The sequence below is a fragment of the Rhizobiaceae bacterium genome (assembly GCA_023953835.1).
Lineage (GTDB): Bacteria > Pseudomonadota > Alphaproteobacteria > Rhizobiales > Rhizobiaceae > Mesorhizobium_G.
Genome location: JAMLJB010000001.1, coordinates 517,546 through 530,514 on the forward strand (window position 1 = coordinate 517,546; position 12,969 = coordinate 530,514).

Below are 12,969 nucleotides of genomic sequence, written 5' to 3' on the forward strand. Positions count from 1 at the left end.
GCCATTATAGCCGCTGTTTCGGAAAATGTCTTTGGTCGGTGCGGTTATGGCGATTGCAAGGCGGCGCCCGGGCCTGATTTCGGGTCGTCTAACTGGTTCAGCGCATCCCGCCACAGTTTTCCACGCTCCGAGACGATGGCATTGAGCCGTTCCCGATCCTCGCCCGCAGGGGACTGTTTGTTGTAGGTCAGCGCCTTTTCCAGCAGTTCCAAACCCGCCTTCAGCATCCTGACGGGGATCGCAGGGGGCACAGTTGGCTGCAACAGGGGCTCGAGCAACGCCTGCTCCATTGGAGAGAATTGCGGATAGTATAGATCGATGATGCGGCATCGAACCCGCGCCAGTTGAAGCCGCATTCCATCAACGTGCTGCGACTGCTGCTGCGGGTGGACCCTGTATTTGACCAACCGGTTCTCGAGATTGGCGAAATTGCCGCCCCGCCGCATGATCTCGGCAAAAAAGCCCCAGTCGAATGCGCTTTTCAGTTCCGGATCGCAGACCAGCCCGCGCGCATCGAGGAACGACCTGCGGAACATAACCGTGGGATTGTACACATTTTCGCGACCGGGCAGTAACTGGGCCTTGATGTACGCGTCATGCAAAGGAGCAGGACCGAACGCCTTCAAATTGCCTATGTATTCCAGCGCGCTGCCCAAAACCGCGATATGCTTGTGCTCGTTCATGAATTCGCACTGGCGCGCAAGCCGGTCCGGAAACGCCATATCGTCGGCATCCATATTCGCGACATATTCGCCGCTGCCCTGGCTGTAGCCAAGGTTGAAGGCAGTCGCTGTGCCGCTATTCTTGTCGAGCCTGAAATAGCGAAGACGGGGATCGCTGATCGAAGTCGCGATCTTCATCGTCGCATCGACTGAACCGTCATCGACCACGATCAACTCGAAGTCGCTGAACGTCTGGTTCAGGATGGACCGAATGCTCTCTTCGATAAATTTCTCCGCATTATATGCGGGCATGACAACGGAAACTCTGGGCACCAACAAGCTCGCAGCTGGATCTGAGATTTATCTATATTAAATTTAAGTAATATAATAGGCTGCGAGCCTACGATGGTAAAGTTCAATTTACGCGTCAAGTCGAGAAAGCTGTGAGCGCGTATGCGGATTGGCCGGCGGCGGCCTTGCCTATCGTCTCCGCATTTCATAGCGCGCCAACGCGTTGCGCCAGAACTTATCACAGGATTCCAATATTATATTGAGCTGTTCGCGATCCTCGCCTGCGGGAGACTGCTTCCTGTAGAGCAGCGCCCTTTCCATCACCTCCAGACCCTGCATCAGCAAATCGATGGATATTCGGGGAGGACCCACCTGCTGCAACAGGGGTTCAAGGAGGGCCTGTTCCAAAGGGGATAATTCCGGATAGTACTGATCGATAATGCGGCACCGCACACGCGCCAGTTGAACCCGCAATCCATTGATATCCCGCGATTGTTGCTGCGGGTGTATCCTGTATTCTACAAGCGGATGCTGGAGGTTCGCAAGATTGCCGCCCCGCCGCATGATCTCGGCGAAAAAACCCCAGTCAAACGCGCCACCCAATCCCGGATCACAGATCAGCCTGTGATGGTCGAGAAACAACCTGCGGAAAATGACCGTGGGATTATAGATGTTTCTACAACCGGGAAGTAGTTGGGCCTTGATGTAAGAGTCATGCAAAGGAGCAGGACCGAGCCCTGTCCGCTCGCCTATGAATTCCATGTTGCCACCCAGAACCGCGACATGTTTGTGCTCGTTCATGAATTCAAACTGGCGCGCAAGCCGGTCCGGAAACGCCACATCGTCGGCATCCATATTCGCGACATATTCGCCGTTGCTCACGCTATAGCCAAAATTGAAAGCGGCGGCGGTGCCACCGTTTTTGTCAAGCCTGAAATAGCGAAGGCGAGGATCGCTGATCGAAGTCGCGATGTTGCCCGTGGAGTCTACGGAACCGTCGTCGACCACGATCAACTCGAAGTCGCTGAACGTCTGGTTCAGGATGGACCGAATGCTCTCTTCGATAAATTTCTCCGCATTATATGCGGGCATGAGAACCGAAACTCTGGGCACCAACAAGCTCGCAGCTGGATCTGAGATTTATATATATTAAATTTAAGTAATATTATAATCTGCGAGCTTTCGGCGGTAAAGTTCAATTTGTCCGGCGGATGCAAAAATCAATCACGTCGATCAGCGCCGATTTTTGCGGCGTGGCTGGCAGTGGGGCCAGCGCATCGCGGGCGATCTCGCCGAAATGCCGGGCACGGGCGATGGTATCCGCGACCGCGCCGTGGCGCGTCATCAAGTTGATCGCGCGCTCAAGCGCCGCGTCGTCGTTTGCGCCCTGCTCGATCGCACTTTTCCAGAAATCGCGCTCTTCCGGCCTGCCCCGACGGTAGCTCAGGATCACAGGCAGCGTGATCTTGCCCTCGCGGAAGTCGTCGCCGACATTCTTGCCCATGTCGGTGCTCGATCCGCCATAGTCCAGCGCATCGTCGATGAGCTGGAACGCCAGCCCGAGATTGATTCCGTAGGAGCGCAGCGCCGCGCGGTCGGCGCGCGACGCGCCTGCGATCACCGGCCCGACCTCAGCCGCGGCCGAGAACAGCGCCGCCGTCTTTGCCTTGATGACTGCGAAATGCTCGTCCTCGGTCGTTTCGAGATTGTTGGCGGCTGCAAGCTGCATGACCTCGCCTTCCGCGATGATCGCAGCGGCGGTGGAGAGGATGTCGAGTGCTTCCAGCGACCCGACCTCGACCATCATGCGGAACGCCTGCCCGAGCAGGAAATCACCGACGAGGACGCTGGCCTGGTTGCCCCAGATCGTGCGCGCGGTCTTCTTGCCGCGCCGCATGTCGCTTTCGTCGACCACGTCGTCGTGCAGCAATGTCGCCGTGTGCATGAACTCGACGCTGGTGGCGAGCTTGATATGGCTGTCGCCCTCATAGCCGAACATGCCGGCGGCGGCGAGCGTGATCATCGGACGCAGCCTCTTGCCGCCCGACGAGATCAGGTGGTTGGCCACCTCGGGAATCATCTCCACATCGGAGCCGGCTTTGGACAATATCAGCTCATTCACCCGGCTCATGTCGGACCGGGTCAGATCGATCAAGGGCTTGATCAGCGCCTCGCGCTTGCCGCTATCCAGATTGACGACAACACCCACTTGCTCTTCTCCAACCTGCCCCCAAGGCAAGGAGGCAATTTATGACCTGCGCAATCGCGGTTACAGGCGGCGAATTGGCGCGGTGCTGTTTACAGCCATGCCACGAGGTGCCAATTCTTGGCAATGATAGAACTGATCAGAACAAACGATGCCGTCGTACTTTCCTTCGTGCAGTCGCTCCTGAAGGATGCGGGCATCGATTGCCTGCTGGCCGACCAGAACATGAGCGTTCTCGACGGTTCGCTGGGTATCCTGCCTCGCCGGATCATGGTTGCCGAGGACGATGCCGCCAAGGCGCGCCGCATTCTGTCCGACGCTGGAATCGGCAATGAAATCAGCAACCGCTGAACCTGCCGTCGAAACGGCGCGCTTTACCCGCGATGCATTCCATCGCGGACGATTCTGGCTGACACAGCCGAAAGATACCGGGCACCGGGCGGGCATGGACGCCATGATGCTTGCCGCCGCCGTGCCCTCCTCATTTGCCGGACGTGTGGCGGATTTCGGAGCGGGCGCCGGAGCGGCGGGTTTGGCCGTCGCCGCGCGATGTCCAGCGACAGAGGTGGTGCTGGTGGAAAATGCGGCGGAAATGCTGGAATGCGCCGCGCGCACGCTGGCAGACCCGGCAAATGCGCATGTGGCCGCACGCGCCTCCATCCTTGCCGCCGATCTCGCATTGACCGGCAGGGCGCGCAACGCAGCCGGGCTGCTCGACAACAGTTTCGACCAAATCGTCATGAACCCGCCTTTTAATGCACCTGCCGACCGCGCGACGCCTGACGCGCTCAGGCGTGCCGCGCATGTCGGCCATGACGGCCTGCTGGAAAGCTGGATCCGCAGCGCCGCCGCGGTCGTTCGTCCGCGCGGCGGCCTCGCTGCGATCGCGCGGCCCGAAATGCTGCCCGGCCTGCTTGCTGCCATGGAGGGGCGTTTCGGCGGGGTGGAAATCATGCCGATCCATCCGCGTGACGACAAGGCGGCCATCCGCATCGTCGTGCGCGCGGTTCGCGGCTCGCGCGGGTCGCTGAAGCTGTCACCTCCGCTCTTTCTCCACGAGCACGGCTCCGACCGCTTCTGCGAAAGGGCCGACGCGATAAATAACGGGCTGGCTTCACTTTTCGGCGACTGACGGGTTTGCGCGTGCGCGCCAAGCGCCTACATCAGCGGGTGACACGGAGACAAGACAAGCGTGGCGATCAAGCAAGCCCTTTCCCGCCTTTTGCCAAAATCCATGCGTTCCAACGCGGTCGTCATTCCCGTGGTCCGGCTGCACGGCGCAATCATGGGCGGCTCGAATGCCCTTCGCCCGACGCTGTCGCTTGCCTCGACGGCGGGGCTGATCGAAAAGGCGTTTGCCGTCAAGGACGCGCCCGCCGTGGCCTTTTCCGTCAACTCGCCTGGCGGTTCGCCCGTCCAGTCGCGATTGATCTTCAAGCGCATCCGAGACCTCGCGCGAGAAAAGGACAAGCGGGTGCTGGTTTTTGTCGAGGATGTCGCGGCCTCTGGCGGTTACATGATCGCGCTGGCGGGTGACGAGATCGTCGCTGACCCCTCCTCTATCGTCGGTTCAATCGGCGTTGTGTCGGCGAGCTTCGGATTCACCGAACTGATCAAGAAGATCGGCGTTGAGCGGCGCGTGCACACCGCAGGCGACAACAAGGCTGTGCTCGACCCCTTTCGCCCCGAGCGCAAGGAAGACATCGAGCGCCTGAAGGCGCTTCAGCTCGAAGTGCATGAGACATTCATCGATCTGGTCAAGGAACGGCGCGGCGCGAAACTGAAGGACGATCCCGACCTGTTCACCGGCCTGTTCTGGAGCGGCAGGAAGGGGCTGGAGCTTGGGCTGGTCGATGCGCTGGGCGACATGCGTTCGTTCCTCAAAACGCGCTACGGCGACAAGACCGAATTGAAGCTCATCACGCAGTCGCGTGGCCTTCTCGGGCGCGGGTTCGGCCTGTTCGGCTCGCGCTCCGGCCCTGCGCTTGCGAGCGAAGCGGTGCATGCCGCGCTGGATGCCACGCAGGAACGTGCACTTTGGTCACGCTTCGGCCTATGAAACTTTCGTGAATGGACGTAAGCTGGCTTCGCCATAAAAAAGTCATGCGCACCTTGAGGCTGGACAGTTCAGCCGGGAAAGGATGAAAGGAATGCCGCAGCTCCTCTTTTTAGCCGTCGTTGGCATTGCGGCCTATTATGGATACCGGTCCTTCGTTCGTGAGGCGGAACGCGTCACGGCCAAGATCAAGCGCGAGCGCCAGCAGGCCGCAAACGGCACGCACGGCACCCTCGTCAAGGACCCGGTGACGGGCGAATATCGTCTGGCAAAGGACTGATCCAGGTCCTTGCCCGACAGAACGCTTCCGGTCGTCGAGGACGCACCGGCCAAGATTAACCTCGCCCTGCATGTAACCGGCAAGCGCCCGGACGGATATCATCTGCTGGAGACCCTCGTGGTCTTTACGCGGCTTGGAGACCGGCTGACCGCAACCTGTGCGGCGCGCGACGATCTTGAGATAACCGGCAGATACGCGACCGGCCTGCCGGTCGATTACTCCAACCTCGTCATCCGGGCGCGCGACGCATTCCGGGCGTGGTCCCCAAGCGGGCCTGTCCGACTGTCGCTTGAGAAAAACCTGCCGATTGCATCGGGCATTGGCGGCGGATCGAGCGACGCCGCCGCAACCTTGCGCGCGCTTGCCCGCCTTGAAGGAGAAGAAGGCCGGGACTTTGCAGCGATTGGCGGATCACTCGGCGCGGATGTGCCGATGTGCCTCGTCCTCCGGCCTCTCATTGCGCGGGGTATCGGTGAAGTGCTGGAGCCGGTTTCGGGCCTGCCCGAACTGGCGCTGGTGCTGGTCAATCCGGGCGTGCACGTCTCGACCCCGGACGTTTTTCGCGGCCTGCCGCACGCCGACAATCCCGCGCTGGCACCGCTGCCTGAAAAGCTCGATTTCACATCTCTCGTGGCCTGGCTGCGCGCAAGCCGAAACGACCTGCAAATGCCCGCCGAGCGGCTGGCGCCTTCGATCGGCGAAGCGCTTGCCGCGCTGGAAGGCACCAATCCTGCTTTCGCGCGCATGTCGGGCTCGGGCGCAACCTGCTTCGGCATCTATGAAAACGTGGCAGAGGCCGAACGGGCCGCTCAGTTGATGCGCGCCGCCCGCCCCGACTGGTTCATTGCCGCAACATCGACATTGCCCTAGGTTTGGAACATGAGCGAACGCCAGTTTATTCCCGTCCGCATTGCCGTCCTGACCGTGTCGGACACGCGCGGATTTGCCGACGACAAATCCGGGCAGACGCTGGCGGACCGGATCGAAACGGCGGGACATGTGCTTGCCGCGCGCGCCATCGCGACCGACGACGTGGAAAAAATCCGCGCAACAGTGCTGGAATGGTCGCGGGACGATGGCATCGACGTCATCATCACCACCGGCGGAACGGGCTTCACCGGTCGCGACGTGACGCCCGAAGCACTTGAACCGATCTTCGAAAAACGCATGGACGGCTTTTCGGAGGTGTTTCACCGCATCTCCTACGACAAGATCGGCACTTCCACGATCCAGTCGCGCGCCACGGGCGGCGTGGTCAACGCGACCTTCGTTTTCGTGCTGCCAGGTTCGCCGGGCGCCTGCCGCGACGCATGGGACAGCATATTGAAGGCGCAACTCGACTATCGCCACATGCCCTGCAATTTCGTGGAGATCATGCCGCGCCTTGACGAGCATCTAAGGCGCGGCGGCTAGAGCACTACTTCCTAGACGCCGGGACGATTTCACCGTCGAGCCGTTTGGTTGCAAGGCCGCGTGCGATTGCCGCTGAACCCTGACCGCTTCGCGACAGCGACGACGCCTGCCTCTTGGTGATCAGCAGCCCTTCCACCAGCGCCCGATTGCCCGCGAAAATGCGTTTCAGGAACGGGGTCCGCGACTTCCGCGCGCGGGAAAAGCGCCCGGCCATCGTGGCGCGCGACACGTGCCGCGCAGCCGAATCGATCCAGCCGTCCACAAGCGTAGCGCCCGGCTCAAGCAGCAGCAGCCAGTCCGATTTTGCGCGCCGCACGCCTTCCGCCGCGCCGCCGCTGGGCAGCCAGACGCAACCGGCCTCGTCTGCCACCCGGTGCGAGTGATCGGTCGATCCGAGATCGCAAACGATCACCTCGCGCACCACGCCTTCGACCGCGCCGTTAACCAGCGAAGCCAGTGTGCGCGCCAGTTCTTCCTCGTCGTTTCTGGTTTCTATGACCACAGAAAGCATATCCGGCAAATAACCGAGTCCGGCCAAATTGGCCAGATAACCATGCGTGGAAATTGTTCTTGCTTTGTTCCGACGGAACAAATAGGAATAGTTTCATCTCGAATGCGATTCGTCTGGAAAGCCGCGCAAGCGGATTCGATACGGAGACGGGCGGAATGGAACAGATTTCGAATGCCGATGTTGCAGCCTTCAAGCAAGGAGGCTCATCCATGGCCAATGCCATTGTCGAGGAACGCGGGCTGCGCATCGATCATGCGCGCCGCCGCGGTCGCGGGGCGGGCGTCAACCCCAGCGGTCGCTACGAGCCGCTCAGCCGCGACGTGTTCGACGACGGCTGGAATTCGCTCGACGAATTGCCGCCGTTCAAGACCGAGGTGCAGGTCGAGCGGCCGCGCCAGATCATCACGCGCAACGAATCGCCGGATATTTCCTTCGACCGGTCGATCAATCCCTATCGCGGCTGCGAGCACGGCTGCATTTACTGCTTCGCCCGCCCGACCCACGCCTATATGGGCCTTTCGCCGGGGTTGGATTTCGAATCGAAGCTGTTCGCCAAGCCGGATGCGGCAAGGCTGCTGGACAAGGAATTGTCGAAGCCGGGCTATGAGCCGCGCACCATCGCCATCGGCACCAATACCGACCCGTACCAGCCGATTGAAAAGCAATACCGCATCATGCGCGAGGTGCTTGAGGTGCTGGAGGCGCGCAACCATCCGGTCGGCATCGTGACCAAGTCGGCGCTTGTCGCGCGGGACATCGACATCCTGTCGCGCATGGCGGAGCGCGGGCTGGCGAAGGTCGCGCTTTCGATCACGACACTCGACCGCAAGCTGGCGCGCACCATGGAGCCGCGCGCGGCAACGCCTGCGAAACGGCTCGAAACGCTGAGGCAACTCAGCGATGCGGGCATTCCGGCTTCCGTCATGGTCGCTCCCATCGTGCCCGGCCTGAACGACAGCGAGATCGAGCGGATACTGGACTCCGCGCAGGCGGCGGGCGCCCGGGAGGCGGGTTATGTCATCCTGCGCCTGCCGCTGGAGGTCGCGCCCATCTTCAAGGACTGGCTGCTGCGGCACTATCCCGACCGCTACCGCCACGTCATGTCGCTGGTTCGTTCGATGCGCGACGGCAAGGATTATGATTCGGAGTGGGGCAAGCGCATGCGTGGCTCCGGCCCCTATGCGTGGCAGATCGGTCGCCGCTTCGAGATCGCGTGCAAGAAGCTCGGCCTCAATATCGAGCGCCGGCCGCTGCGCACCGATCTCTTCGTGCAGGCTCGGCAAGGTGGCGAACAGCTCATCCTTCTGTAGCCCGGTTTCCAGTTCCGCCCGCTCTTTCCCCGGAGCGGCGGTTTCCTTCCCCGCCTCTCCCCCGGCAGGGAAGGTCTTGCGGAGAATTGGAACGGGTGCGAGTCTCGCCGCGATATGGCTCGACCGCGTTCTGATTCTCCGCCCCTGTTCGAGATTCTCGAAAAGCCCGACTTCGCGATCGAGGCGAAGGCCCGCAAGGACGGGCTGTGGCCGGTGGCCGGCCTCGACGAGGCGGGGCGCGGGCCGCTCGCCGGGCCTGTTGTGGCGGCTGCCGTCATTCTCGACCCGGACAACATCCCGGACGGACTGGATGATTCCAAGAGGCTCAGTCGCGAGCAGCGCGAGGCGTTGTTCCAGCAAATCCTGAACAGCGCACCCGGCATTTCATTCGCCTCGGTATCGGCGGAGGGGATCGACCGTATCAACATCCTGCGCGCCAGCCTGGAAGCCATGCGCCGTGCGCTCTGCGCGCTTCCCATGCGGCCTTTGCTGGCGCTGGCGGACGGACGCGACATTCCGCCCGGCCTGCCTTGCGAGGGCCGCGCACTGGTGAAGGGCGACCAGCGCTCGCAGTCCATCGCCGCTGCGTCCATCGTTGCAAAGGTCATGCGCGACCGCATGATGTCCTGCTGCGCCGAGCGTAACGAGCGCTATGGCTTTCATGTTCACGCGGGCTATGCGACGGAACGCCATCGCGCCGCAATCGAGATTCACGGTCCCGCGCCGCGCCTCCACCGCATGAGCTTTTCGCCCTTCCGCCTCGAGGCGGAAATCGTCACGCTCGTTTAGGCTAAGTGCAGGAACGTGCGGGCTACACCCACTCGCCCTTGCGCATGACCGGCGTGCGATTGCCCGCCGAATCAAGTCCATCGACGTCGATTTCGCCGGAGCCGATCATCCAGTCGATATGGATGAAGGAACGATTGCCGCCGCGCGCGGCGATTTCCTCGGCGGTGAGCTTCGCGCCGTCGATGAAGCAGTCCGAATAGCATTGGCCGAGCGCGATGTGGCACGCGGCGTTTTCATCATAGAGCGTGTTGTAGAACAGCAGCCCGCTTTTCGAGATCGGCGAGGAATGCGGCACCAGCGCGACTTCTCCCAGCCGTCGCGACCCTTCATCCGTATCCAGCACCTTGAGAAGCACCTGTTCGCCGCGCGTGGCGCGCGCCTCGACGATCTTTCCGCCCTCGAAGCGCATTTCGATCCCGTCGATCAGCGTGCCCTGATGCGACAGCGGCTTGGTGGAGCGCACAAAGCCATCCACACGCATGGCATGCGGCGTGGTGAACACTTCCTCGCTGGGCAGGTTCGGGTTGCAGGTCGCGCCGTTCTTGGCGAGCGAGGCCCCTCCTTTCCACGCGTGACCATCCGCGAGGCCGACTGTCAGGTCCGTGCCCGGACCCTTGAAGTGCAGCGCGTGAAAGCGGCTCTCGTTCAGCCGCGCGGTGCGGCGATGCAGGTCCGCATTGTGCGCCTTCCATGCGGCGACCGGATCGGGCTGGTCGACGCGCGTTGCGGCAAAGATCGCATTCGCGAGCTTGGCGACCGCCGTGTCCTCATCGTCGTTCGGGAAAATCTTCGCGGCCCAGGTCGGGTTCGGATAGGACAGGATCGTCCAGTTGATATCGAAGCCGGTGATCTTCTCGCGCACGGGCGTATAGGCGATCGAGTTTGCCTTGTTGGCACGGCCAACCTTGTCGGGGTCCTCGTTGGCGAGCAGCATCGGGTCTTCGGCATAGATCGCCAGCCGCGCGGCATTGTCGCCGAACGCCTTGGCGATGCCGTCATAGAGCCAACCCGTCGCACGGTCGAAGGAAAAGTCCTGCGCGTAGCGGTAGCGCGCGAGCGTCAGTTCCTCGTCCGAGAACAGCGTCGTGACGAGGCCCGCGCCGGCCTTGTAGGCGTGCTCGGCGATGCGGCGCGCCAAGGGGGCAGCCACCAGCGGCGCGGTCATGATGAGGTCTTGCCCCTGCTGGAGCCCCAGACCGACAGACACGGCGACCTGCGCCAGCCGGTCGAGCTTGTCGGGATCGATGAGGGCGGAACTTGAAGCAGTCATGGCACACCTTTCATTCTTTGTCGGCGCAGATTTAGAGCGCCCCACGCGCAAATGCCACCCATCCCTTGAAGGGGCGGCAATTGGCTCAGATCTTGCGCCGGTCGGCAATGATGCTGCGGGCGGCATTGTGTCCCGGCGCGCCGGTCACGCCACCGCCGGGATGCGTGCCGGAGCCGCACAGGTACAGGCCTTTCACGGGCGAGCGATAGTCCGCATAGCCCAGCATCGGTCGTGCACTGAACAATTGGTCGAGGCTCAGCGCCCCGTGAAAAATGTCGCCGCCGACGAGACCGAACGTGCGTTCGAGGTCGAGCGGGCTCATGATCTGGCGGCCAAGGACGCTGGCCTTGAAGCCGGGCGCGTGCCGGTCGACCGTCTCTATCATCAAATCCGCCACTTCCTCGCGATGATCGTCCCATGACCGGCCATCGGAAAGTTCAGGCTGCACGTGCTGGCAGAACAGGCTGGCGACATGCGCGCCCTTCGGCGCGAGGCTGTCGTCCAGCGTGGAGGGAATGAGCATTTCCACGACGGGCTCGCGGCTCCAGCCATGACGGCGGGCGTCGGTCCATGCGCGATCCATATAGTCGAGTGACGGCGCGATGATGATGCCTGCCGTGTGATGGTCTGCCGCCTCGCGGCCCGGCAGGCAGGAAAAGCTCGGCAGTTCCGACAGGGCGACATTCATGCGGAATGTGCCCGAGCCACATTTCCAGCGGCCCATCCTTGCGAGAAATTCCGGTGGCAGCGCATCGCCGGGCACAAGCCGCTCGAACAGCAGCCGGGGGTTGAGGTTGCTCACCACCGCCCTTGCCCGAACCGCCCGTCCATCCTCCAGCACGACGCCCGTCGCGCGGTCCTTTGCGACGATGATTTCCCTGACCGGCGCATCCGTTTCGATCTCGACGCCACGCGCACGGCAAGCGGCGGCCATTGCCTGGGTGATCGCGCCCATGCCGCCAATGGCGTGTCCCCACGCCCCCTTCCTGCCATTCACCTCGCCGAAAACATGATGCAGCAGCACATAGGCCGTGTTCGGCGTGTAGGGGCTGGCGTAGTTCCCGACGATGGAATCGAAGCCGAAGAGCGCCTTCACGCAATCCGTCTCGAACCAGCCGTCCAGATAGTCGGCGGCGGATTTGGTGAACAGGTCGAGAAGCGCGCGCCGCCTTTCCGGGGCGATGCGGCGCAGCCGGTTGCCGTCGGACAGCGCCCGCCATGCCTCGGCCATGGATGCGCGCCAGCCGCCTTCGACCATGTTGGGCGGCTGGCGGAGCACCAGATCGCGCAGCACATCGGCAATCGCTTCGATCTCGGCTCCATAGCCGTCATAGCGCTCGGCATCGCGGGTGCTGAAACGCGCGATCTCGCCTCGGGTCACGCCTTCGCCCGCCTTGAGGTATCTCCCATCCGGCAGCGGCAGGAAATTGCCGAGCCGCCGCTCGACGATCCGCAAACCGTGCGCGTGAAGGTCGAGATCGCGGATGATCTTCGGGTTGAGCAGGCTCACCGTGTAGGACGCGACCGAATTGCGGAAACCGGGAAGAAATTCCTCCGTCACCGCAGCCCCGCCGACGACGGAACGGCGCTCCAGCACCTTCACGCTAAACCCGGCGGCGGCCAGATAGGCCGCGCAGACAAGGCCGTTATGGCCAGCACCGACAATTGCGATATCGACTTGTTCACTCATCCGCCGTGCTCTACCGCACGGCGCGGGGTCGGTCCATTGCCACGGCAAATCGGTGGATCAAGCCACGAGACGCCGCACAAGCGCCGAAAGGCGTGCTATGCGCGGATTGGTTCCAGCAAGCAGCGAGCGCGACATGACAACCCTCTACGGATTCAAGTCCTGCGACACGGTAAAGAAGGCGCGTCGATGGCTTGACGAGCACGGCATCGACTATCGCTGGTTCGACTACCGGGTGGAAAAGCTCGATCCCGCGACGCTCGATGGCTGGATCTCCCGCGCCGGATGGGAAGCCGTGCTGAACCGAAACAGCACCACCTTCAAGGAATTGCCGGAGAGCGAAAAGGCGGGGCTCGACGCCACCAAGGCGCGCGCGATGCTGCTTGCCGAAACCAACCTTATCAAACGGCCCGTGCTCGACACGGGCGATGCCCTACTGTTCGGCTTCAAGGCTGACGCCTATGCGCAGGCGGTTAAATAACGAAAAAGAGAAA

Annotated in this window: 15 protein-coding genes; 9 read left to right on the top strand and 6 right to left on the bottom strand. The window is 62.2% G+C overall.

What is annotated here, in order from left to right; all coding sequences use genetic code 11:
- Positions 1 to 44: 44 nt before the first annotated feature.
- The 3 genes from M9924_02470 to M9924_02480 all read right to left on the bottom strand — a co-directional run bounded on the left by M9924_02470 (position 45) and on the right by M9924_02480 (position 3,162).
- Positions 45 to 974 (bottom strand): glycosyltransferase family 2 protein, encoded by a 930-nt coding sequence (locus M9924_02470; protein ID MCO5063259.1) that lies wholly within the window; start codon positions 972 to 974, stop codon positions 45 to 47.
- A gap of 168 nt (positions 975 to 1,142) precedes the next feature.
- Positions 1,143 to 2,045 carry a glycosyltransferase gene (locus tag M9924_02475; GenBank protein ID MCO5063260.1) on the bottom strand — a complete coding sequence of 301 codons (903 nt, stop codon included), beginning with the start codon at positions 2,043 to 2,045 and terminating at the stop codon, positions 1,143 to 1,145.
- Between the two features lie 103 nt (positions 2,046 to 2,148).
- Positions 2,149 to 3,162: a polyprenyl synthetase family protein gene (locus M9924_02480; GenBank protein ID MCO5063261.1), complete on the bottom strand. Its 1,014-nt coding sequence runs from the start codon at positions 3,160 to 3,162 to the stop codon at positions 2,149 to 2,151.
- A 123-nt stretch (positions 3,163 to 3,285) separates the two neighbouring features.
- Here M9924_02480 and M9924_02485 point away from each other — a divergent pair, with 123 nt between their 5' ends.
- The 6 genes from M9924_02485 to moaB all read left to right on the top strand — a co-directional run bounded on the left by M9924_02485 (position 3,286) and on the right by moaB (position 6,908).
- A complete protein-coding gene (locus M9924_02485) occupies positions 3,286 to 3,510 on the top strand; it encodes a DUF2007 domain-containing protein (protein ID MCO5063262.1) in 225 nt (74 codons plus the stop codon).
- Positions 3,491 to 4,291: a methyltransferase gene (locus tag M9924_02490; protein ID MCO5063263.1), complete on the top strand. Its 801-nt coding sequence runs from the start codon at positions 3,491 to 3,493 to the stop codon at positions 4,289 to 4,291. The genes M9924_02485 and M9924_02490 overlap by 20 nt, the downstream gene beginning before the upstream one ends.
- A gap of 66 nt (positions 4,292 to 4,357) precedes the next feature.
- Positions 4,358 to 5,218 carry a S49 family peptidase gene (locus tag M9924_02495; protein MCO5063264.1) on the top strand — a complete coding sequence of 287 codons (861 nt, stop codon included), beginning with the start codon at positions 4,358 to 4,360 and terminating at the stop codon, positions 5,216 to 5,218.
- Between the two features lie 91 nt (positions 5,219 to 5,309).
- Positions 5,310 to 5,495, top strand: a complete 186-nt coding sequence (locus M9924_02500) for a hypothetical protein (GenBank protein MCO5063265.1) — start codon at positions 5,310 to 5,312, stop codon at positions 5,493 to 5,495.
- A gap of 9 nt (positions 5,496 to 5,504) precedes the next feature.
- Positions 5,505 to 6,365: a 4-(cytidine 5'-diphospho)-2-C-methyl-D-erythritol kinase gene (locus M9924_02505; GenBank protein MCO5063266.1), complete on the top strand. Its 861-nt coding sequence runs from the start codon at positions 5,505 to 5,507 to the stop codon at positions 6,363 to 6,365.
- Positions 6,366 to 6,374: 9 nt separating this feature from the next.
- Entirely contained in the window at positions 6,375 to 6,908 is a 534-nt protein-coding gene (gene moaB / locus M9924_02510) for a molybdenum cofactor biosynthesis protein B (GenBank protein MCO5063267.1), read from the top strand.
- A gap of 4 nt (positions 6,909 to 6,912) precedes the next feature.
- Here moaB and M9924_02515 read toward each other — a convergent pair whose 3' ends face one another.
- Positions 6,913 to 7,419: a glycosyltransferase gene (locus tag M9924_02515; protein MCO5063268.1), complete on the bottom strand. Its 507-nt coding sequence runs from the start codon at positions 7,417 to 7,419 to the stop codon at positions 6,913 to 6,915.
- 155 nt (positions 7,420 to 7,574) lie between these two features.
- Here M9924_02515 and M9924_02520 point away from each other — a divergent pair, with 155 nt between their 5' ends.
- Positions 7,575 to 8,729, top strand: a complete 1,155-nt coding sequence (locus tag M9924_02520) for a PA0069 family radical SAM protein (protein MCO5063269.1) — start codon at positions 7,575 to 7,577, stop codon at positions 8,727 to 8,729.
- 114 nt (positions 8,730 to 8,843) lie between these two features.
- Positions 8,844 to 9,518, top strand: coding sequence for a ribonuclease HII (locus M9924_02525; GenBank protein MCO5063270.1), 675 nt, complete (start codon positions 8,844 to 8,846; stop codon positions 9,516 to 9,518).
- A 22-nt stretch (positions 9,519 to 9,540) separates the two neighbouring features.
- Here the strand turns inward: M9924_02525 and M9924_02530 are convergent, their stop codons facing one another.
- Together M9924_02530 and M9924_02535 are read right to left on the bottom strand one after the other, a co-directional pair.
- Entirely contained in the window at positions 9,541 to 10,788 is a 1,248-nt protein-coding gene (locus M9924_02530; GenBank protein ID MCO5063271.1) for an aminopeptidase, read from the bottom strand.
- Positions 10,789 to 10,873: 85 nt separating this feature from the next.
- Positions 10,874 to 12,478, bottom strand: coding sequence for an NAD(P)/FAD-dependent oxidoreductase (locus M9924_02535; GenBank protein MCO5063272.1), 1,605 nt, complete (start codon positions 12,476 to 12,478; stop codon positions 10,874 to 10,876).
- Positions 12,479 to 12,611: 133 nt separating this feature from the next.
- Here M9924_02535 and M9924_02540 point away from each other — a divergent pair, with 133 nt between their 5' ends.
- A complete protein-coding gene (locus tag M9924_02540) occupies positions 12,612 to 12,956 on the top strand; it encodes an arsenate reductase (GenBank protein ID MCO5063273.1) in 345 nt (114 codons plus the stop codon).
- The last annotated feature ends 13 nt before the right edge of the window (positions 12,957 to 12,969 follow it).